Source organism: Streptomyces sp. NP-1717 (genome assembly GCF_022695985.1).
Taxonomy (GTDB): Bacteria; Actinomycetota; Actinomycetes; order Streptomycetales; family Streptomycetaceae; genus Streptomyces.
Map to the genome: position 1 here is coordinate 1 of NZ_JAAPBF010000127.1, position 20,160 is coordinate 20,160.

20 protein-coding genes and 1 pseudogene are annotated in these 20,160 nt (G+C 71.4%); 2 read left to right on the top strand and 19 right to left on the bottom strand.

What is annotated here, in order from left to right:
• The 4 genes and pseudogenes from GXP76_RS22940 to GXP76_RS35905 all read right to left on the bottom strand — a co-directional run.
• Positions 1-1,332 (bottom strand): cation:proton antiporter (locus GXP76_RS22940; RefSeq protein WP_242573463.1); only part of this gene is annotated, 1,332 nt, incomplete at its 3' end.
• A gap of 396 nt (positions 1,333-1,728) precedes the next feature.
• Complete coding sequence (locus tag GXP76_RS22945) at positions 1,729-2,649, bottom strand: hypothetical protein (protein ID WP_242573464.1); 921 nt, start codon at positions 2,647-2,649, stop codon at positions 1,729-1,731.
• 101 nt (positions 2,650-2,750) lie between these two features.
• Positions 2,751-4,295, bottom strand: coding sequence for a serine hydrolase (locus tag GXP76_RS35685; RefSeq protein ID WP_308354198.1), 1,545 nt, complete (start codon positions 4,293-4,295; stop codon positions 2,751-2,753).
• A pseudogene (locus GXP76_RS35905) lies at positions 4,293-4,718 on the bottom strand (LysR family transcriptional regulator); the annotation flags it as partial. The gene GXP76_RS35685 and the pseudogene GXP76_RS35905, both read right to left, overlap by 3 nt.
• On the opposite strand from GXP76_RS35905, the gene bla reads away from it, so the two are divergent.
• Complete coding sequence (gene bla, locus GXP76_RS22960) at positions 4,676-5,662, top strand: class A beta-lactamase (protein ID WP_242573465.1); 987 nt, start codon at positions 4,676-4,678, stop codon at positions 5,660-5,662. The pseudogene GXP76_RS35905 and the gene bla overlap by 43 nt on opposite strands.
• Here bla and GXP76_RS22965 read toward each other — a convergent pair.
• From GXP76_RS22965 to GXP76_RS23030, 15 genes are all read right to left on the bottom strand, one after another.
• A complete protein-coding gene (locus GXP76_RS22965; protein ID WP_242573466.1) occupies positions 5,640-6,386 on the bottom strand; it encodes a DUF6390 family protein in 747 nt (248 codons plus the stop codon). The genes bla and GXP76_RS22965 overlap by 23 nt on opposite strands.
• Positions 6,387-7,379 (bottom strand): hydrogenase expression/formation protein HypE, encoded by a 993-nt coding sequence (gene hypE, locus GXP76_RS22970; protein ID WP_242573481.1) that lies wholly within the window; start codon positions 7,377-7,379, stop codon positions 6,387-6,389.
• A 116-nt stretch (positions 7,380-7,495) separates the two neighbouring features.
• Positions 7,496-8,599, bottom strand: a complete 1,104-nt coding sequence (gene hypD, locus GXP76_RS22975) for a hydrogenase formation protein HypD (RefSeq protein WP_242573467.1) — start codon at positions 8,597-8,599, stop codon at positions 7,496-7,498.
• Positions 8,596-8,892 (bottom strand): HypC/HybG/HupF family hydrogenase formation chaperone, encoded by a 297-nt coding sequence (locus GXP76_RS22980; RefSeq protein WP_242573468.1) that lies wholly within the window; start codon positions 8,890-8,892, stop codon positions 8,596-8,598. Before GXP76_RS22980 ends, hypD begins: the two co-directional genes overlap by 4 nt.
• Before the next feature lie 43 nt (positions 8,893-8,935).
• Positions 8,936-11,563: a carbamoyltransferase HypF gene (hypF, locus tag GXP76_RS22985; RefSeq protein WP_242573469.1), complete on the bottom strand. Its 2,628-nt coding sequence runs from the start codon at positions 11,561-11,563 to the stop codon at positions 8,936-8,938.
• Between the two features lie 2 nt (positions 11,564-11,565).
• Positions 11,566-12,099, bottom strand: a complete 534-nt coding sequence (locus GXP76_RS22990) for a hydrogenase maturation protease (protein ID WP_242573470.1) — start codon at positions 12,097-12,099, stop codon at positions 11,566-11,568.
• A 1-nt stretch (position 12,100) separates the two neighbouring features.
• On the bottom strand, positions 12,101-12,418 hold the full coding sequence (locus GXP76_RS22995) for a hypothetical protein (protein ID WP_242573471.1): 318 nt from the start codon (positions 12,416-12,418) through the stop codon (positions 12,101-12,103).
• A gap of 56 nt (positions 12,419-12,474) precedes the next feature.
• Complete coding sequence (locus GXP76_RS23000) at positions 12,475-12,681, bottom strand: hypothetical protein (RefSeq protein WP_242573472.1); 207 nt, start codon at positions 12,679-12,681, stop codon at positions 12,475-12,477.
• Positions 12,682-12,710: 29 nt separating this feature from the next.
• On the bottom strand, positions 12,711-12,830 hold the full coding sequence (locus tag GXP76_RS36060; RefSeq protein WP_374362179.1) for a hypothetical protein: 120 nt from the start codon (positions 12,828-12,830) through the stop codon (positions 12,711-12,713).
• Positions 12,827-14,314 (bottom strand): hypothetical protein, encoded by a 1,488-nt coding sequence (locus GXP76_RS23005; RefSeq protein WP_242573473.1) that lies wholly within the window; start codon positions 14,312-14,314, stop codon positions 12,827-12,829. The genes GXP76_RS36060 and GXP76_RS23005 overlap by 4 nt, the downstream gene beginning before the upstream one ends.
• Positions 14,311-15,009, bottom strand: a complete 699-nt coding sequence (locus tag GXP76_RS23010) for a DUF6084 family protein (protein ID WP_242573474.1) — start codon at positions 15,007-15,009, stop codon at positions 14,311-14,313. Before GXP76_RS23010 ends, GXP76_RS23005 begins: the two co-directional genes overlap by 4 nt.
• Positions 15,006-15,764 carry a DUF5947 family protein gene (locus GXP76_RS23015; RefSeq protein ID WP_242573475.1) on the bottom strand — a complete coding sequence of 253 codons (759 nt, stop codon included), beginning with the start codon at positions 15,762-15,764 and terminating at the stop codon, positions 15,006-15,008. The genes GXP76_RS23010 and GXP76_RS23015 overlap by 4 nt, the downstream gene beginning before the upstream one ends.
• Entirely contained in the window at positions 15,761-16,735 is a 975-nt protein-coding gene (locus tag GXP76_RS23020; protein ID WP_242573476.1) for a NifU family protein, read from the bottom strand. Before GXP76_RS23020 ends, GXP76_RS23015 begins: the two co-directional genes overlap by 4 nt.
• Positions 16,736-16,754: 19 nt before the next feature.
• Positions 16,755-18,527: a nickel-dependent hydrogenase large subunit gene (locus GXP76_RS23025; protein ID WP_242573477.1), complete on the bottom strand. Its 1,773-nt coding sequence runs from the start codon at positions 18,525-18,527 to the stop codon at positions 16,755-16,757.
• Positions 18,528-18,629: 102 nt separating this feature from the next.
• Positions 18,630-19,685, bottom strand: a complete 1,056-nt coding sequence (locus GXP76_RS23030) for a hydrogenase expression protein HypE (RefSeq protein ID WP_242573478.1) — start codon at positions 19,683-19,685, stop codon at positions 18,630-18,632.
• Between the two features lie 190 nt (positions 19,686-19,875).
• Between GXP76_RS23030 and GXP76_RS23035 the strand changes: the two genes are divergently transcribed.
• Positions 19,876-20,160, top strand: a 285-nt coding sequence (locus GXP76_RS23035) for a hydrogenase maturation nickel metallochaperone HypA (RefSeq protein WP_242573479.1), incomplete at its 3' end; no start/stop codon positions are given.

The following is a 20,160-nucleotide window of genomic DNA, read 5'->3' on the forward strand; positions in this document are numbered from 1 at the left end:
CACCTCGGGGGCAGTGCCCATGGGGCCGCCGGCCGCCGGTGACGTGCGTGCCGCCGCGCCGTCGGCCGGCTCGGGACCGTACGGCTCGCGGCCGTACGTCCGCGGCTTCTCCTGCTCCCCCGGCGTCGCGGGCGGCGGGGGTGGCGGGGTCACGTCGAGCTTGCGGTCGAGCAGCCGGTTGGCGCCGTGGTGCAGCAGGTTGACGACGACGATCGCGGGCCCCACGACCCCGGCGGTACCGGGGAATTGGGGTTCGAGCGCCAGTGCCAGCAGGATCGCCGTGATGCCGTTCTGCTGGCCGAGTCCGAGGTAGTAGCGGTCGACACGGCTGATGCCCGGCACCAGCCAGGGCCCGGCGAGCAGCGCGGCCACCATCTGCGCCCCGAACGCCGCCGCGCCGAGCGCGAGTCCGGGCAGCGGATCGATCCCCTGCGCGAGCAGCACGCCCAGGAGACAGGCGGCGATCAGGAACGCGCCCGACACGGCCCGGTTGACGTACGGCTTGAACCGGCCGACCCGGACGAAGAGTCCGGCCAGCGCGACGGCCAGCACCAGCATGTACGCGGCGGCGACCAGCACCAGGACGGCGACGAGCAGCAACGCGAGTACGTCCGCGCGGCGCGCGGCGACGGAGCGGGTGCCTGCGCCGTCGGAACCGCCGCCGGACGTCGCCACGGCAGCGGAGTCGCCGTCGGTACGCCGGCCGGCCGCGAGCCGCCGGACCAAGTGCCAGGCGAGCAGGGCGATTCCGAAGAGGATCACGTTCGCCAGCGTCGTCAGCAGGAAGTCGGCTCCGGCGCCCTGGTCGGGGGCCATCGACACCGTGCCCCCACCGCCGGCCCGCAGCGCCAGCACGGCGACGTAGAAACTGAGCAGCACGGTCATCGGGTCGTCGAACGACGCCCAGGCCGAGAGCAGCGTCTTCGCCCGGCGCGACATCCGGTGGCGGGCACCCATGGCGGCCACGGAGAGCGGGTCGATCTGGGCGACCGCGATACCGAGCACGACGGCTTCCGGACCCCCGACCACGAAGACCATCACGGCGGAGATCAGCGCCGCTTTGAGCAGCACTCCCAGGGTGACCGCCACCACCACCGCGCGCAGGTTCTCCCGCACGTCGGCGGCCTCCAGCTCATGCGTGCTGCCGTAGAGACCGATCGCCAGCAGCACTCCGGCGGTGAAGGTGTAGACGGGCAGGTCGGCCGGATTCCCCGGGCGGGTGAGGAGACCGATAGCGAGACCGGCGACCAGCGCCCCGATCGCCCACAGAGAAGTGCGCCGCGAGGGCGAATGGTCCGCCCGGCCACGTAACCGCCACCGTCTCCGAACCACTCCAGGTGCCCCCCGCATCCGATCTCGCCACACAAGATCGGCGGTCGGATTCAACCGCCGTTCGCCGGTCAACCGGATCACGGACTTCGCGCACATGACGGGACATCATGCCGTAAACGACGGAGCCCGAAGCGGCCCCGCACGGCACCCCTCACCCGGTTGTCGGTCGCACATCGAGCACAGCCCCCACATGATGAATTGAGTGTAGGAAAGATGGCCGCTTCGTGTGAGCGGATGACAGAGATTGACCGATCTCAACACCATTGATTCTTTTGCTTATCGATGAACGCCGGTGCATTACGACGTGCCTCCGGCGCACGCCCCGGCAGGAAAGGCGCCGGGAGAATCCGTTCGAGACACCGTCCCGGTCCGGCGGCACGCGTCGTCCGGGAGTCGTCACCCGAAGAGGCCGCCGAGAAGTCCGCCGAGCGGGTCAGTGTCGTCCGACGGGGGGTCGGTCGGAGCATCGTCGGAGGGGGTCGGGGAACCGGAGCCCGCACCGCCGTCGCCGGCGCCTCCCGTGGGGGACTGCGAGGTCGTGGCCTCCGGCGCGGTCGGGCTTCCCGATGTCGCGGACGGCGATACGGCGCCGCTCTCGGTCGGGGCGGGGCGGGGCGAACCACTGCCGCCGGACCGTGCGCCCGCCGAGGGCTCCGAGAACTCCCCGCTGCGGACGGCGTCCGGCGCCTCCGCCGCGCCGCCGGCGCCCGGTCCGGATTCCGGCGCGCCCGAGACCGAATCCCCGGGAGCCGGTGTGGAGTTCGCAGGTTCCTCGTCGTTGCTGTCCGTGATGCCGGGTACGGACAGCCACGGTGGCGCCGAACCTCCGCCGATCACCGCGCCTCCGAGGACGACGGCGCAGCAGGCACCGGAGCCGACCAGGACCCAGCCGAGCCGTCGCAGACGCTTCCCGCGCGGTGCGGCCGGCTCGTCGTCGTGCGACACGGAAGGGACGGGATCGGGCGTCGGCACCGGATCGGACGCCCGCGTCAGCTCGGATTCGGATTCAGGTCCGAATTCAGGTCCGGAAGCTTCGGGCCTCGCCTCGGACTCGGGTTCGGGGGCTTCGACCGCCTCCGCACGCTCGCGCTCGGGTTCGGGGGCCTCAGGAGCGGAGTCGGCCGGCTCGCCGGAATCGGCCTCCTCCGCTGCCTTCTCCGTGACCTCGGCTGCCGTGACCTCGGCCCGCGCCACCGACTCGGCCGCCATCCCGGCGACCACCCGCTCCAGTCTGTCGAGCCGGTCGCTCAGGTCCGACGCGTCGTCGCGGGGAGTCTCCGCCCGCCCGGCATCGCCGGCTGCCCCGCGCTCTTCCACAACCGCCCCGCTCAGTGCGTCCCAGTCGTACGACGGATATCCACGTCGCCAATGAGACTAGTACTACCGCACAGCGGGTCCGCTCCGTCCCTCGGTCTCCTTCACACCCCTGCGACAGACGCGCCACCGGAGCCGCGCAACGCGTCGACCGCGATGCGGGCCGCGGTGCCGATGACCGCGTCCGCCGCGGGCAGCGTGGCGGCGGGGCTGGCCGCGCGGGTGAAGACCGCGACGGCGTAACGGCCGTGGTCCGGGTACTCGATGACGCCGACCTCGTTACGGAGGGTGGGCGCGCTGCCGGTCTTGCCGGCGACCTGGACGTCGTCGAAGGGGAAACCCGAGGCCAGCCGGTGCGGCCATACCTGGAGCGCGAGCAGACGCCGTACGGCGGCGCCGTGTTCGGGGGCGCACGCCTCGTCGCGCCAGATCGCGCCGAGCAGACGGGTCATGTCGCGCGGGGTGCTGCGGTTGGTGCGTGCCGGGTCCAGCGCGCGCATACGGGCGAGGACTTGGGGATCCGCCAGGGCCTGTGGCCCACCCTGCCCGGCGTCCTCCCTGATGGTGGCGATGAAGTCGCGGAAGGTCTGGACGGCGTGGGTACGGGTGAGCCCGAGCCGCTCGGTGGTGTCGTTGACGGCGTCGAGGCCGACCCGTTCCAGGAGCAGGTCGGCGGCCGTGTTGTCGCTGACGGCCATCATCAGATAGGCGGCGTCGCGCAGGGAGACACGGGCCGGGTCGAGCATGGCGGAGAGCCCGGTCGGCCCCGCCGTACGGCCTTCCCCCGGGCATTCGGTCTGGTCGGTGAGGTTCAGGCGGCCCGCCTCGGCGTGCCGGTGGAGCGCGACGAGCAGACAGAGTTTGTGGACGCTCGCGGTGACGACGGACCGGTCCGCGCCCACGTCGATCTGCGCACCGGAGTCGATGTCCGCGGCATGCAGCCAGCCCGTGACCCCGGCGTCGGCGAAGGCCCGTACGGCGGCGTCGCCCCGCCCCTTGGGCCAGGCCGCCGAGTGACGCCAGGCCAGTGGCGCGCCGGTCAGCGGGCGCCAGGTGAGGTCCCGGTCCTCCGCGTGGTGGGCCTCGCGCGGGGCGAAGGCGACGGTCCGGCCGCCCAGGAGCAGGCCCCGGACGAAGCTCGGGCCCCGGCCGTGCCGCACGGCGGTGGGGGTGTAGCCGTGGCGGGCGCAGGTGGTGAGGAGATCGTCGTGCACGGCCGGGGCGTGGGCGCGCGGGAAGAGGATCAGGTCGTATCCGGTGAGCGCGGGGAGCGGGACCGTTCCGAGGCGCGCCTGCGGGGCGTCGTGCGGCAGCAGGACGCCCAACTCGTGGCGCAGGACGGGGCCCAGCTCCAGCCCGGACACGTCGCTGGGGTGGTGGATGAGCCCGACGTCCAGGTCGTGCGAGGCGAGTTCGGCGAGTTGCTCGGCCGTCGTCAGCTCGTGCAGTTCCAGTTCGACGCCGCCCTCGCGTTCCTGGAACCCGGCCAGGATCGCGGCGACGCTCTCGCCGGTGATGTCGGCGGGCAGCGCGGCGCGCAGCAACCCGCTGTGGCCCTCCTGGATACGGCGGGCCGTGGCCAGCAGTGCCTCGGAGTGGGCGAGCAGCTGACGGGCCTCGTCCAGCAGCAGTGCGCCGCCCTTCGTGATCGTGACCTGTCGGCTGGAGCGCTCGAAGAGGCGTACGCCCAACTCCCGCTCCAGACGCTGAATACGTTGCGACAGGGGTGGTTGGGCCACACCGAGACGCTGGGCGGCGCGACCGAAATGTAACTCTTCCGCAACAGCAACAAAGCATTGCAGATGCCTTATCAGGTCCACGACCAGCAACCATATCGATAATTGATCGATCCATGAGCCATATCCGTCTTGGACAGGAACGGGCGGGCGTTGTTCTCCTCTGGTCGAAGGCGGTACGGACCGGCACCGGGCGAATGCCCCGCCGAACAGCCCTCGAACGGACCGGACCGCCCGAACTCCCCGCACGAGGCGCCCGTGCGGGCGCCCGAAGAGAGGAAAGCCGCGACCACATGCCGACCCGTACCCGTACCTCTGTCCCCCGCCGTGCCGCACTGGCCACCCTGAGCGGCCTCGCGACCCTCCCTCTCATCGGCTGCGGCACGGGCACCCGGGACGACGCCCCCGCGTCCGGCTCCGGCTCCGGCTCGACACCGTCTGCCTCAACGCCGTCCACGTCCGCGCCGTCGACCTCCACGCGGACGTCGGCGGCGCACACGAAGGGCGCCTTCGCCCGGCTGGAGCGCAAGTTCGACGCCCGGCTCGGCGTCTACGCGATCGACACCGGCGACGGCCGGTCCATCACCCACCGGCCCGACGAACGCTTCGCCTACGCCTCCACCTGCAAGGCGCTGCTCGCCGCCGTCATGCTGGACAGGCACTCCCTCAGGCAGCTCGACCGGCTCGTGCGCTACGACCGCAACGATCTCGCCGGCGCCGGCTACTCGCCGATCACCGAGAAGCACATCGCGACGGGGCTGACCCTGCGCGAGCTGTGCGACGCCACCGTCCGCTACAGCGACAACGGCGCGGCCAACCTGCTCTTCCGCGAACTCGGCGGCCCCAAGAGCCTCCAGTCCGCCCTCGCCTCCATCGGCGACCGCGTCACCCGGTGCGACCGTTACGAGGCCGAACTCAGCGACGCGGTCCCCGGCGACCTCCGTGACACGAGCACTCCGCGCGCGCTCGCCACCGACCTGCGCGCGTACGTCGTGGACGACGCCCTCGCGCCGGACAAGCGGGCCGTGCTGACGGACTGGCTCAAGCGCAACACCACCGGCGACACGGTCATCCGGGCGGGCACCCCGGACGGCTGGCAGGTCGGCGACAAGACCGGCACCGGCGGCTACGGCACCCGCAACGACATCGCCGTCGTGTGGCCGCCGAAGGCCGCCCCGATCGCCGTCGCGATCCTCTCCCGCCGTGATGTCAAGGACGCCGAGCCGGACGACGCCCTCATCGCCGAGGCCGCCGCGATCACCTTCGAAGCGCTGGCGTAGCCGCCCCGGAGCGCGTGGGTGCGAGCGCGGGCGCGAGCCGGCTCGCCTCCGTCGATTCGATGCGCGCCGCCTGCGACTGCGTGATGACGTCGCACACCCAGTCCCAGTGCAGCGCGACGAGGTCGCCGGGGGCGAGTCCCGGAATCAGCGACCGGCCCCCCGTCGACCAGCGCACGGACTCCTGGCGGGGCGGCCCGGGGATCAGGGCCGTACCGGTCCAGGTCAGCGGGCGGGACTCGACCGTGGCCGACTCGCCGTCGACCGCGCCGACGACGCCCGTGCGGATCCGGCATCGGTCGAGGACCGACAGCGCCGTGGCACTGCCCGAGGCGCGCAGCAGACCGGCCCAGGGGTAGACGTCGAAGACCTGGAAGCTGTGGTGGGCGAGGGCGCTGCCGGCCGCCTCGCGCCAGGTGCCGCCCGACTGGCCCCGGAAGCGGTCGCGCATACGGGCCAGCAGAGCCTCGGGGTCCGCCCGGTCCAGGAGTTCGTTGCCGATCCAGTACGCCTCGACGACGCGCTCGTCCAGCGGGTCGTCGAGGCCGGCCGACTCGGCGAGGAATTCGAGGTAGCACCAGGCGCCGTCGAACTGGCGGGCGCCGCGCTCGATGCCCCCGATGTCCGTGGGGCGCAGCAGAGCCGTGGAGTCCGCCGGGCCGCAGTAGCCGAGTTCGTTGGGCGGATAGGCGTACCGGGCGAAGAGGATCGCGCCGCGCTCGCTCATTCAGCAGATCCTCGGGAGCTGTTCGCCGACGGGGAGGCCGACGACCCGGGTGCCGCCGAGTCCGGTCCTGGCGACCACCATGCCGGGGTGTTCGGTGACGCAGCTGCCGATCCGGCGGGCCCCGCGGCCCAGCGGGTGCGCCGTCATGGCGTCGAGGACCCGGTCGGCGGAGTCGGCGGGCACGATCGCGATCAGTTTGCCCTCGTTCGCGACCTGGAGCGGGTCGAGCCCGAGCAGGCTGCACGCGTCGCGCACGGTGTCCGGTACGGGCAGCTCCCGTTCGATCAGTTCGACGCCGACCGCCGACGCGGTGGCGATCTCGTTCAGCGAGGCCGCGACGCCGCCGCGGGTGGGGTCGCGCAGGACGTGGACGTCGGCGCCGGTGGCGAGCATCGCGGCGACGAGGCCGTGCAGGGCGGCGGTGTCGCTCTCGACCGTCGTACCGAAGTCCAGGCCGTCACGGCAGCTCATGACCGCCACGCCGTGCACGCCGATGTCGCCGCTGATCAGCACGGCGTCGCCGGGCGCCGCGCGGCGTGGGCCGATGTCGACGCCCTCGGGGATCACTCCGATTCCCGAGGTGTTGACGTAGACGCCGTCGCCGCTGCCGCTGTCGACGACCTTGGTGTCGCCGGTGACCAGCCGGACCCCGGCCGTGCGCGCCGCCGCGCCCATGTCCTGGGCGATCCGGCCGAGGTCGGTCAGCGCGGTGCCCTCCTGGAGGATGAACGCGGACGACATGAACAGCGGCGTCGCGCCCGACATCGCCAGGTCGTTGACGGTCCCGTTGACGGCGAGGTCCCCGATGGAGCCGCCGGGGAAGAACATCGGCCTGACCACGAACGAGTCGGTGGAGAAGGCGAGCCGGGTGCCGTCGCCGACGGTGAGTACGGCGGAGTCGCCGAGTTCGGCCGCCGCGGCGGAGCCGTACGCGGGAAGGAACAGGTGCTCGACCAGCTCGGCCGACATCGCCCCGCCGCCGCCGTGGCCCATGACGACCGCCGGGGTCGCGCGGAGGGGGACGGGGCAGGCCCAGTTCTCGAAGTCGAGGCCGTTGCCGGCCGGGGCGGTCGCGGGGGCGGGTACGTGGCTGGTGGTCCCGGTCTCGGTCACTTCGCATCGACCAGTTCGAGCCGGCGGTAGGTGAAGTACGCGGCGCAGGCGCCCTCGGAGGACACCATCGTGGCGCCCAGCGGATTCCTGGGGGTGCACTCCTTGCCGAAGGCGGCGCACTCGTGCGGCTTGATCAGCCCCTGGAGTACGTCGCCGGAGCGGCACAGGGACGATTCGGCGGTACGGATGCCCGCCACGTCGAACCGGCGCTCGGCGTCGAACTCGGCGTACTTCTCGGACAGTCGCCATCCGCTGCCGGGGATCACCCCGATACCGCGCCAGGTCCGGTCGGTGACCTCGAAGACGTCCCGCAGCATCTCCATGGCGGGCAGGTTGCCCTCGTCGCGTACGGCGCGGGGGTAGGCGTTCTCCACTTCGTGGCGGCCCTGTTCGAGTTGCAGGATCGTGCGGCGGACGCCTTCGAGGATGTCGAGCGGTTCGAATCCGGTGACGACGACGGGGACTCGGTACTTCTCCGCGAGCGGCGGGTACTCGGAGGTGCCCATCACGCTGCACACGTGCCCGGCGGCGAGGAACGCCTGGACCCGGCAGGTGGGTGACTCCATGATGGCGGCGATGGCGGGCGGTACGAGCACGTGCGAGACGAGGAGTGAGAAGTTCCGTACACCGAGCCGCCGGGCCTGATGGACCGTCATGGCGTTGGCCGGGGCGGTCGTCTCGAAGCCGATGCCGAAGAAGACGACTTCCTTGTCGGGGTTGTCGCGGGCGATCTTCAGCGCGTCGAGCGGGGAGTACACGACGCGTACGTCGCCGCCCGCGCTCTTGACCGAGAAGAGGTCCTGGCCACTGCCCGGCACCCGGAGCATGTCACCGAAGGAGCAGAAGACGACGCCGGGCCGGGCCGCGATCGCCAGCGCCCGGTCGATGACCTCCAGCGGGGTCACACAGACCGGGCAGCCCGGCCCGTGGATCATCTCCACCCCGTCGGGGAGCAGTTGGTCGATGCCGTGGCGGATGATCGAGTGGGTCTGGCCGCCGCAGACCTCCATCATCGCCCAGGGGCGGGTGGTGGCCGCGTGGATCTCGTCGACCAGCCGCTTGGCGAGAGCGGGGTCGCTGAACTCGTCGAGGTACTTCACAGTCCGGTGCCTTCCACTGATTCCCGCTGCCTGGCGGCGAGTTCGAAGCCGTCGCCGAACTCCTCCTCCAGCAGCCCGAGCTTCTCGAAGTTCGCCAGTGTCCGCCAGGCCGATTCCTCGTCGAGCCGCTGGATGGCGAACCCGACGTGGACGACGACGTATTCGCCGATCTCCGCGTCGGGGATGTACTGGAGGCAGACCTCCTTGCGTACGCCGCCGAAGTCGACCTGGGCCATCAGGGCGCCGTCGACCTCGGCGGTGCTGAGCACCCGTCCGGGGACTGCCAGACACATGGTGTCGCTTCCTTCTCTCTGGGTGTGTGACTGCGCCGCCGGGTCAGCCGGACGCCGCGACCAGCAGTTGCCCGAAGGCGATGCCGCCGTCGTTGGGCGGCAGCAGAACGGGACGCAGGACGGTGAAGTCCGCCGCCCGCAGGGCGCGTTGGGTCGATTCGAGCAGGACGGCGTTCTGGAAGACGCCGCCTCCTAGAGCCACCACGCCGAGCCCGGTCCGCCGGCGCAGCAGCTCCGCGAGGTCGACGGTGAGGGCCGCGACGGCCGCGTGGAAACGCGCGGCGATCAGCTCCGGCGGGACTCCCCCGGTCACGTCGGAGACGACCGCCCGGATCACCGGGCCGGGGTCGGCGACGACCGGCTCACCGGTGTCCGCCGGGTCCAGGAGAGCGAACGCGTAGGCACCGGCGCTCCGAGCGGGCTCCCCCGCCGCCGATCTGGCCAGCCCCTCCAGCGCGATCGCCGCCTCGGCCTCGTACGCCACCTCGTGCCGTACGCCCGCCAGTGAGGCGACGGCGTCGAAGAGCCGGCCCATGCTCGATGTCGGCACACAGCCGAAGTCCGTCGCGAACTGGTGGGCCAGCACGTCGCGTTCCCTGACCGGGCACGCGGCCACGGCGGGCAGTCTCCCGTCCCAGCCGATCCCGGCCGCGTACAGATGCGCGAGCGCCATGCGGTAGGGGCGCAGCACGCTCACGTCGCCTCCCGCGAGCGGCACGTACGCCAAGTGGGCGGCCCTGCGGTACGACTTGTAGTCGGCGATCAGCGTCTCGCCGCCCCAGACCGCGCCGTCGGCGCCGTGGCCGGTGCCGTCGTAGGCGAAGCCGATGACGCTCTCCCCGGCGCCCAGGCCGTGCTCTGCCATGACGGCCGCGATGTGCGCGTGGTGGTGCCCCACGGTGCGTACGGCGCGGCCCTTGGCGTGCGCGCGGGCCCAGGCGGCGGAGTGGTAGCCGGGGTGCGCGTCGGCGACGAGCTGTTCGGGTTCGACACCGGTCAGCGCCCCGAGGTGGGTGGCGGTGTGGGTGAGGGCGCCGGCCGTGGCGAGGTCGTCCATGTCGCCGATGTGCTGGCTGACCCAGGCGTAGCCGCCCTCGCCGAGCGCGCAGGTGTTCTTCAGGTCGGCGCCGGCCGCGAGGAGCGGCGGGATGTCGAAGGGCAGCGCGAGGGGCAGCGGGGCGTACCCGCGTGACCTGCGTACGGGCAGTTCGGCGCCCGCGACGAACCGGCTGACCGAGTCGTCGCACGGCACCCGGATGGGGCGGTCGTGCCGCAGCCAGGCGTCGGCCAGCGGCGCGAGTTCGGTCAGCGCCCGCGCGTCGTCGGTGACGATCGGCTCGCCGGAGCGGTTGCCCGACGTCATGACCAGCGCGTCGGGGCCGGGGGTGTCGTCGCCGATGCCGAAGAGGAGGGTGTGCAGGGGGGTGTACGGGAGCAGTACCCCGAGGTCCGGGTTGCCGGGCGCCACGGCGTCCGCGAGTGATCCGGAGGCGGGCGGGGTGCGTCGGGGCAGCAGCACGATCGGCTTTCTGGTGCCGGTCAGGAGCGCCCGCTCGTCGTCCGTGACCGTCACCAGTTCCTCGGCGACGCCGAGGCTCGCGACCATGACGGCGAAGGGCTTGCCGCCGCGCTGTTTGCGGCGGCGCAGTTCGGTGACGGCCGCCTCGTCGCGGGCGTCGCACGCGAGGTGGTAGCCGCCCAGTCCCTTGATGGCGACGATCTTCCCCTCGGCGAGCAACTTCCGTGCGGCGCGCAGCGCTTCGTCGCCGTCGTGGACCGCCCGGCCGTCCGCGCCGATCAGTTCGAGACGGGGTCCGCAGGCGTGACAGGCGATCGGCTGGGCGTGGAAGCGGCGGTCGCGCGGGTCGTCGTACTCCGCGCGGCAGTCGCCGCACATCTCGAACGCCGCCATGGTCGTCGCAGCGCGGTCGTAGGGCATGCCGGTGACGATCGTGAAGCGCGGGCCGCAGTGCGTGCAGGTGATGAACGGGTGGCGGTGGCGCCGGTCGGCGGGGTCGCGCAGTTCGGCCAGACAGTCCCGGCAGGTCGCGGTGTCGGGTGAGACGAGGGTGCGGACCCGGTCGGTGGCGCTGGAGTCGGCGATGACGAACTCCGCTCCCCCGGTGGGTGGTCGGTCGGTCTCGGTGACCGACTCCACGACGGCCAGCGGGGGCGGGTCGGTGCGCAGCCGGCGCCCGAACTCCGCGACCGCGCCGGGATCGCCCTCCACCTCGGCGACAACGCCGGTTCCGGTGTTGGCGACGGAGCCGGTGAGCGCGAGTGCGGCGGCGGTGACGTACACGAACGGGCGGAAGCCCACGCCCTGGACGACGCCGCGCACCTCGAACCGGCGTCGGACGCAGGGCTGTTGGGGGGTGGCGGACACGCTCGCGGGACCGTGCGTCCGGTGCTTGTCCCGCTCGCCGCCCTCGCCCTCGCGGGCGCCGCTGCCCATCATCTCCAGCCCCGACAGGGCTTCGGCCGCCTTCGCCTCGTCGATGATCTCCATGGCGAATCCCATGTGCAGCAGGACCCAGTCGCCCGCGGCGGGGGGCGCGTCCAGCATGCCGATGTTGATACGGCGCCGGGCGCCCTCCACGTCGACGAGGGCGAGCTGGTCCGCGTACCCCTCGACGATCTCCACGACTCGCCCGGGGATGCCGAGACACATGATCAGGACCTCCGGGTCCGGGCGGGTGCGGGTTCCTTCGCGGGTGTGCGCGGCGCGGGTCCGGCCGCCGACAGCCGCCGGACCAACGCGCGCACCTCCGCCACCGCTTCGGGTACGGCGGCGGCGACGGCCTCGCTGAGGCCGATGCCTTCCTCGACGTCGGCGGGGGTGCACCCCACAACGTGGGTGAGCGGAAGCGTACCGCCCAGTTGGCCCAGATTTGCCAGGACAGATACCGGATTCATGCCGTGTGCGTCGAATTCACCCGTACCGAGGTCGTCCGGGCCGACCTGAAGGACCGTCAGCTCGCCGGGCGCGCCACCGCCGGGGCAGGCGTCGACGAGTACGAGCGCGTCGTACCCGTCGAGCAGGTCATAGACGAGGTGCATGCCCCGGATGCCGTAGTCGACGACCCGGACACCGGCGGGGAGCGGCGCCCCCGGCTCGGCGGCGAGCCGCCGTACGACCTCCGGGCCGAATCCGTCGTCGCCGAGGAAGAGATTGCCGATGCCCGCCACGAGCACGCCGTTGGTCACGTCAGGACTGGTCCTCGGCGCGTGACGTGCCGCCGTGATGGGAATGCCCGGTGCCCTCGTCCGCGGAGCGTGACCGCTTCGTCCGGTCTGCGGGCCGCTCGTCGCCCGGCGAGCGGGTGGCGCCCCTCTCGGTCTTCGCCGGATCGGCGGACTTCATGTCGGGGTCCTCGACGGGGCCGGTCGCGCCGCCCGTCCTGGCACCGTCCTTGGTCGACTTCTCCTTGTCACCGACGTCGGCCGCCTTCCGGCGGCCCTCGTACGGCGGAACGGCACGATCGCCGGTGTCGATGTCGTCGGGTCGGCTCTTTTCCTTCGCCATGCTGTGCTCCCTGGTCGGGGGGGTACGGGGCTCCCGGCGAGACGCCGATCTCGGCGTCAGTTGCCGCCGGACCGGAGGTTCGGAGAGTCGGGGTCGGTGGGGCCGCTCGGTTTGACGGAGGTGTCCGACCTCTTGTCGGAACCGCCCGACGGCCGGTCGGCGGGACCCGCTGAGGGCTGGTCGGAACCGGTGTCGCGCGACCCCTTGGGGCCCCGCTCCGACTGGGGTTCCTCGTCGTGGCGTCCACGCTTCCTGTCAGTCATCGGATGCTCCTCTCACTCGCGCCACGCGCTCACATCGAGCGCATCTTGACGTATCTGCGGATGTCGGGGATCGACCGCACACCGACGGCGACGACCACGACCGCCACGGCCGCGGCCGCACCCGTGGTGATCATTCCGAGGATTCTCACGAGGGGTCCTCCTTCCTGTGTTCCGTTGGATCGGGGCTGTCGTCACCCTGGTGGGGGTCCGGGGCGGGCAGTGGTTCCAGTTCGTCGGGGGCGAAGTAGAAGTAGCGGCCGTACCAGTCGTGCATGTCGGCCGCCGGGTCGTCGACCAGGACGAGGGCGACGTGCACGCCGCCGTCGACGTCCGAGAGCACGGCCGTCACCCGCGCGACCTGGCCGGCGAAGAAGAGATCCTGCGCGTCGGCGCGGCGGGAGGGGTGGACGCGGACGAGGCTGCCCTTGGCGACGGCGACCCCTTCGATGACCACGGAGTCGGAGCCGGGCTCCACCGAGGCGTCGGCCGCCGGGTCCCACCAGGGCGCGCCGCCGGTGTCGAAGGCGGCCGGCTCGGCGTCCCGGAGATCACCGCGCGGTCCGGCGGTGCCCTCGGCCGGTGGCCGGACGGGTCCGTGCGGGTCGCGGAGCAGGCCGTGGAGCTGTTGCAGGTCGCCCGGCGACATCGTGTCGCAGCGGTCGATGATCTCGCGGGCCCGCGGGTCGGTGGCCCGCGCCTCCGCCTTCTCCTCCTCCGTCATGGTCATCACCCGGAGCGTCAGGATCTCGTCGATCTCGGTGGAGTCGAACAGGGCGCCGGGGCTCTGCTCGGCGATTTCCGGGTGGTCGTAGAGGATGATCGGCGCGCCCAGCACGGTGTCCGTGGAGCCCTTCGCCCCGGCCAGGACCGGCCAGCATCTGCGCTGCTCGCACCGGGCGGCGGCGGGCGCCGCCGCCTGAGGGGGCTCGCGCAGGGAGATGAAGTCGGCGCCGCGTGCCTGGAGGAGCAGATGGGTGCCGATCAGGGACGCGCGGATCGCGGCGTCCTTGCCGGTGGCGGTTGCGGGGTGCTCGTTGGTCACCGAGACGGTCAGCCGCAGGTGGCCGTCGTCCCGGGCCGTACGGGTACGGACGCGGACCGTCAGCGGTTCGCGGCGCCGTACGACGCGTCCGGCCGGCGCACCGTGCCCGTCCGTCAGCGGTTCGCTCTCCTCGCCGCCGGGGACGGTGCGCAGTTCGTCGGTCGAGCCGGGGACGTCGTTCAACGGGACGGTTCCCAGGTCGAGTTCGCATTCGACGGCCTCGTCCCAGCTGAGGACGGAGACGCCGGCCAGGTCGAGTTCGCCGACGGCCGTGTGGCTCCCGTCGCGCTCCCGCCGCTGCACCTCGCGCACCTGGAGCTGGAGGAAGCGGAGCCGGACGCTCACCTCGGCCGTGATCCCCGGCGCGTCGTCGGGAACGGTCAGCAGGGCCTGCATCGCCATGTCCGGCTCCTCGGCGAAGCTGCCGGGCGCCGCGTGGGGCGGGCCGAGGACGCCGAACTGCCAGCGGGACCGGTTCTTGTGGGAGCTGGCGCGGTACGGGTACAGCAAGTAGCCCTCGTACAGCACGGCGTCGGCGATCCTCCGGACGTGGTCGAGCCCCACGGGGGTGGTGGGTGTCACCGGGGTCATGTGACCACCTCACCGATCTCGTCGGCGGCGGTCCGCGTCCGCGCGTCCGCCAGCAGTGTCGTCACCGTCTCGTCCCAGCTGATCAGTCCGCGTCGTTCGCGGAAGTCGGCGAAGCGGGCGAGCACGTCGTGATCCAGCCTGATCCAGCCGGAGTTGGGGAAGTGGTACGCGATCATCTGCCGCCAGACGGCGACCGGCAGCTGATACCGCGCCTCGCAGTCCCAGGGCACCTGCCGCACACCGAAGCCCGAACCACCGGCGCTGCCACCGCCCTTGGAGAAGACGGTGCCCGAGAAGAGCAGACTGATCGGCACCGTCCCTTCCCCGAGCGCGTGCAGATAGCGGGAGCCGATGACGTCGAAGTCGTAGGTGCAGGGCAGCGCGATGTCGACGTCGGTGGAGCCGGTGAAGCCCTGCACGGTCGTGTGGCACTGCATCCACTGGAACGGCCGCAGCGTGTCCGGCCAGCGCTCGCGTTCCCCGAACAGCCCGCGCAAGGCCTCCTGTTCGGCGGGGCCGTAGTGGCGGCGCTGCGGGTCGATACGGACCTGGCAGCGCAGCACGATCGCGTGGATCCGCTCGTCCGAGCCGTCCTCGATCCGCAGCCGCGCGGTCAGCTGGGGCGCGGCGGTGTACTGCTCGGCGACGACGTCCCGTACGGAGAACTCCAGGCCGGGGGCCGTGGGGCCGCTCATACGGACCCGCCCGCGGCGCAAGTGCTGTCCGCGGTCGTGCCGTCGTTCACGGCCGCGAGGCCGTCCGTGCCGGCCGGATCCGCGGGCCGGCTGCGGGCCCGGACGTGGTCGAAGAAGTCCTCCATCGCCGCGTGCGCCTCCTGACCGCCGTCGAAACCGCGCCACAACGCCCGCAGTCGGCCGACCAGTTCGTAGCACGCGTCGATCGGGACGAGATGGCAGGAGGCGACCACCTCCCGTCCCCCACCGCCGCCCGCCTCCGTGCGGCGTACGAGGAGTGCCTCGACGTCCGGGCGCAGTACGGCCAGTCCGGGGTTGGCCGCCACGACGGTCGCCCAGGCGTCCAGGGGCAGTTCGGATTCGGTGGCCCCGGCCGGGCCGGGGTAGAACGCGATGGTGCGGTCCTGCACGGAGTTGCGGAACACGAAGGCCAGACCGACCGGGATCTGGAGTTCGTCCCAGGTACGCGCGTCCAGCGGGAGCCCGTCGAAGGCCAGATAGCGGTCGGGGACGGCGCGGTAGCGCAGTTCCGCGCCCTCTTCGGTGAACAGGAGATAGCAGGCCCGGCAGCCGCACATCAGGCTGCGGCTCTCCAGATTCACCACATGCTGGTGCTCCTCGCCGATCGGCGCGGCGCACATCTCGCACCGCTCACCGTCGGCCGGGGCGGGCCGGCGACGGCTGACGCGCAGCAGGGCGGCGGCGGGGGACGCGGCGCGGCCCGTGGGTACGGCGCGGCCCCGGGGCGCGCTCATGTCGCGGCCACGGACGAGGCCGGTACGGGCGACGGCACGGCCACCGAGGCCGACGCGCCGTCCGCGAGGAGCGGCAGCGGGTCCAGGTGCGCCCCGTCCGCCTCCGCGTCGAGACAGGCACCGGCGCGCCGTACGTCGTAGTGGGCCCGGCAGGCGTGGCAGCTCAGCACCCCGTCGCCGGAGTCGCCCCCGAGGCGACGTGCCAGCGTGGCGCCCGCCATGGGGCGTTCGCACCGGGCGCACCGGTCGCGGAAGGCGAAGAGGTCGGGCCCGATCCGGCAGGCGACGACCGGCAGCCCGGCGACGGTGAAGCGCTCGACGCCCCCGGACTCCAGGGCGAGCAGGGCGGGGACCGGCTCCCAGGTGGCACCCGCGTCGCCGGGGTCCGCCCCGTGCCCGGTCTCGTGGAGCCGGGAGAACAGGGAGTCGACCGGCACCAGCGGGCCCGCGGCCCCGGCGGCCGTCTCGTCGGCGTCCTCGACCTCGATCGTGGTGATCTCCGGTGCCGCCGCCTCCACCGCGCCCCGTACCGCCAGCGCGAGGGTGGCGGACGAGGACGGGCAGCCGTCACAACTGCCCAACAGCCGCAGCCGTACGGCCCCTTCGTCCGTGACGCCCAGCAACTCCACGTCCCCGCCGTGCGAGCCGAGGTACGGCCGCACGCTCTCCAGCGCGTTCTCGACCCGGGTGGCCACGCTGTACGGGTGCAGTCCGTGCACCAGCAGCACGCCGGCCACCAGGTCGTCGGCGGCGAAGGCGGCCAGGGTCTCGTCGTCCAGCCGCCCGTGCTCGTGGACGAGGTCGAGGAGCCGTTCCAGGCCGGCGCCGTAGAAGTCGGTGACGAGCCGCACCAGTTCCTCGCTGCGCTCGCGGGCCACCACGCCCCCGGCGGCACTGGCGGCGATCAGGGTGTCGATACGTTCGCCGGTCGCCCGCCACTCGTCGGTCACCGGCTCGGTCACTTCGGTCATCTGGGGAGCCTCGGCCACGTCACTCACTGCCCGCGGACTGCGTGGGCGAGTGCAGCAGCTCCAGTTTCCTGCCCTCTCCGAGGTACATGTGCACTCCGCAGGGCAGACAGGGGTCGAAGCTGCGGACCGTACGCATGATGTCGATGCCCTTGAAGTTCTCCCGGTCGTTCTCCTCGAAGATCGGCTGGCCCTGCACCGCGTCCTCGTAGGGTCCGGGCGTCCCGTAGGTGTCGCGTGGGCTCGCGTTCCACGGGGTGGGCGGGTACGGGTGGTAGTTGGCGATCTTGCCGTCCCTGATCACCATGTGGTGCGAGAGCACACCGCGTACCGCCTCGGTGAAACCGCACCCGACGCCCTCCTCGGGCACCTCGAACTTCTCCCAGGTCTTGGTGCGGCCGGCCCGGATCTCCACCAGCGCCTTCTCGGCGAAGTGCAGTGCGCAGGCCGCCGCGTACGCCTGGAAGTAGGTCCGCGCCCGATTGCGCTCGATGGTGTTGCTCCAGCGCGGGACGTGCCACTCCAGCTCGACCGGGCCCTTGAGCGCGGTTTTGGGGAGGTTGATCTTGACGCTCTTGCCGGTGGCCTGGATGTAGCCGATGTCGACGAGGCCGGCCAGCGCGGTGACCCAGAGCCGGGCGAGCGGGCCGCCGCCGGTGTCGAGCGCGAGGTACTCCTTGCCGTCGAACCAGCGCGGCGACATGACCCAGCTGTACTTGTCGCCCAGGTCGCGCTTCTGCGGCTGCGGGTTGGTGTGCTGGTTCCACGGGTGCCGCTTGTCGACCGGATTGCCGAGCGGGTCGTGGGTCACGAACATCTCCTGCTCGTCCCAGTCGTTGTAGTACGACGAGCCGAGCAGGATGCGGATGCCGAGGTTGATCTTCACCAGGTCGGTGGTGACGAGCTTGCCGTCCACGACGACGCCGGGGGTCACGTACATCTTCCGACCCCAGTCGGTCATGTCCTTGTACTCGAAGTTGCAGTGCTCCGGGTCCTGGAAGGAGCCCCAGCAGCCGAGCAGGATACGGCGGTTGCCGACCTTCTCGTAGCCGGGCAGCGCCTCGTAGAAGAAGTCGAAGAGGTCGTCGTGCATGGGCACGACCTTCTTCATGAACTCCACGTAGCGCTGGAGGCGGGTGATGTAGTCCGTCATGAGCTGGATGGTCGCCACCGTGCCCACCCCGCCGGGGTAGAGCGTGGAGGGGTGCACGTGGCGGCCCTCCATCAGGCAGAACATCTCGCGCGTCATGCGGCTGACCTGGAGGGCCTCGCGGTAGAACTCGCCGGTGAAGGGGTTCAGCGAGCGCATGATGTCGCCGATGGTCCTGTACCCGTGGTCGTCGGCGTGCGGCGACGCGGTGCGGTTGGCCTGTTCGAGTACGCCGGGATTGGTCTCGGCGACCATTTTCTCGCAGTAGTCGACCCCGACCAGGTTCTCCTGGAAGATATTGTGGTCGAACATGTACTCGGCGGCCTCGCCGAGATTCACGATCCACTCGCCCAGATGCGGCGGCTTGACGCCGTACGCCATGTTCTGCGCGTAACAGGAACAGGTGGCGTGGTTGTCACCGCAGATTCCGCAGATCCGGCTGGTGATGAAGTGGGCGTCGCGCGGGTCCTTGCCCTTCATGAAGACCGAGTAGCCGCGGAAGATCGAGCTGGTGCTGTGGCACTCGGCGACGACCTTCTGCTTGAAGTCGATCTTCGTGTAGATACCCAGACTCCCGACGATTCGGGTGATGGGATCCCACGCCATCTCCACCAGTTCGTCCTTGCCCTGGCTCGTCGCCGTCATGAGGCCGCCTCTTCTTTCGTATCGCGATTCGTCGAGCGGTGAGTTACCAGGTGGGTGCCCCACCGGCCGGTGAATTCGCGGCCGATGGGGCACCGTTCGGACCTACCAGGTGCGCGTGGCACCCGTGGTGAGCTGCTTTCCGCGTCTGCGCCATTTCGGCTCGCGGTCCAGCGTGTGGGTGGTGATGCCACGCAGTCGCCGCATCGTCGCCCCGTACATTCCGACGGCGTTCGCGGAGAACCGTCCACCCGGGGGCTCGTCCATGAACGGCATGAACTTGTCCGGGAATCCCGGCATGGTGCAGCCGATGCAGATGCCGCCGACGTTGGGGCAGCCGCCGATGCCGTTCATCCAGCCGCGCTTGGGCACGTTGCATTTCACGGTGGGGCCCCAGCAGCCGAGTTTCACGATGCACTTGGGCGAGCCGTACTCCGTCGCGAAGTCGCCCTGCTCGAAGTAGCCGGCGCGGTCGCAGCCCTCGTGCACGGTCTGGCCGAACAGCCAGGTCGGGCGCAGCGCGTCGTCGAGGGGGATCATCGGGGCCTGGTCGGTGGCCATGTAGAGCAGATACGTGAGCGTCTCGGAGAGGTTGTCCGGCTGGATGGGGCAGCCGGGGACGCACACGACGGGGATCCCGGCCTTGGACTTCCAGTCCCAGCCCAGGTAGTCGGGCACTCCCATGGCGCCGGTGGGGTTGCCCGCCATGGCGTGGATGCCGCCGTACGTGGCGCACGTGCCGACCGCGACGACCGCCGTGGCCTTCGGTGTCAGCCGGTCGAGCCACTCGCTGGTGGTCATCGGCTGCCCGGTCGCCGGGTCGTTCCCGAAGCCCGACCAGTAACCCTCTTCTTTCAGCTTCTCGTTGGGAATGGAGCCTTCGACGACCAGGACGAACGGCTCCAGTTCCCCGCGGTCCGCCTTGAAGAACCACTCCAGGAAGTCGTCGGCGCCGCCGTTGGGCCCGCATTCGTAATCGATCAGCGGCCAGTGCACGGCGATCCGCGGAAGACCGGGCAGCGCGCCGAGTGCGATTTCCTCGATACTGGGCTGGGTGGCCGCGGTCAGTGCGACCGAATCCCCGTCACAGCTCAGTCCGGCGTTGATCCACAGCACATGGATCAGCGTGTCCTCTGCTTTTTTCGCCGCTTCTGTCGGCATAGCACCGCTGCCTTCCGGGATTGGCCCACCCGATACCCATGGACGTCATGGGTGTGGCGTCGCTCACATTGCTACCATCTGAGATCCGGCAGAGCGTTCTGTCAACACGAGTTTCGTCCGGGCGGCCCTTCTTTTCGCCCCGGAGAATCAGCGCCGATCGGGTGAATTACGGGGAAGGCTGGAGGGTCGAATGCATGAATTGTCAATCACTCAGAGCATTGTCGACGCGGTGTGCGAACGTGCGGCGGGAAGGCCGGTGCGTACGGTCAGCGTCCGGGTGGGAATGCTGACGGCGGTGGTCCCCGATTCGATGCGGTTCTGCTTCGATCTCACCACCGCGGGCACGGTCGCGGAGGGCGCCGCCCTGGAGATCGAACAACCTCCGGGAACGGCGCACTGCATGGCGTGTGCGGAGGACTTCACCCTGGCGGATCTTGTATTGCTGTGTCCGTGCGGGAGCGCCGACGTGCGGATC

Bases quoted from the DNA above. Each gene is read 5' to 3' on its own strand.
- hypE (WP_242573481.1), bottom strand. From the start codon at position 7,379: ATGGGCCACGGCGGCGGCGGGGCGATGTCGGCCGAGCTGGTCGAGCAC.
- GXP76_RS23005 (WP_242573473.1), bottom strand. From the start codon at position 14,314: ATGACCCCGGTGACACCCACCACCCCCGTGGGGCTCGACCACGTCCGG.
- GXP76_RS22995 (WP_242573471.1), bottom strand. From the start codon at position 12,418: ATGGCGAAGGAAAAGAGCCGACCCGACGACATCGACACCGGCGATCGT.
- bla (WP_242573465.1), top strand. From the start codon at position 4,676: ATGCCGACCCGTACCCGTACCTCTGTCCCCCGCCGTGCCGCACTGGCC.
- GXP76_RS22980 (WP_242573468.1), bottom strand. From the start codon at position 8,892: ATGTGTCTGGCAGTCCCCGGACGGGTGCTCAGCACCGCCGAGGTCGAC.
- GXP76_RS23000 (WP_242573472.1), bottom strand. From the start codon at position 12,681: ATGACTGACAGGAAGCGTGGACGCCACGACGAGGAACCCCAGTCGGAG.
- GXP76_RS23020 (WP_242573476.1), bottom strand. From the start codon at position 16,735: ATGACCGAAGTGACCGAGCCGGTGACCGACGAGTGGCGGGCGACCGGC.
- GXP76_RS23010 (WP_242573474.1), bottom strand. From the start codon at position 15,009: ATGAGCGGCCCCACGGCCCCCGGCCTGGAGTTCTCCGTACGGGACGTC.
- GXP76_RS22965 (WP_242573466.1), bottom strand. From the start codon at position 6,386: ATGAGCGAGCGCGGCGCGATCCTCTTCGCCCGGTACGCCTATCCGCCC.
- GXP76_RS23025 (WP_242573477.1), bottom strand. From the start codon at position 18,527: ATGACGGCGACGAGCCAGGGCAAGGACGAACTGGTGGAGATGGCGTGG.
- hypF (WP_242573469.1), bottom strand. From the start codon at position 11,563: ATGTGTCTCGGCATCCCCGGGCGAGTCGTGGAGATCGTCGAGGGGTAC.
- GXP76_RS23015 (WP_242573475.1), bottom strand. From the start codon at position 15,764: ATGAGCGCGCCCCGGGGCCGCGCCGTACCCACGGGCCGCGCCGCGTCC.
- GXP76_RS23030 (WP_242573478.1), bottom strand. From the start codon at position 19,685: ATGCCGACAGAAGCGGCGAAAAAAGCAGAGGACACGCTGATCCATGTG.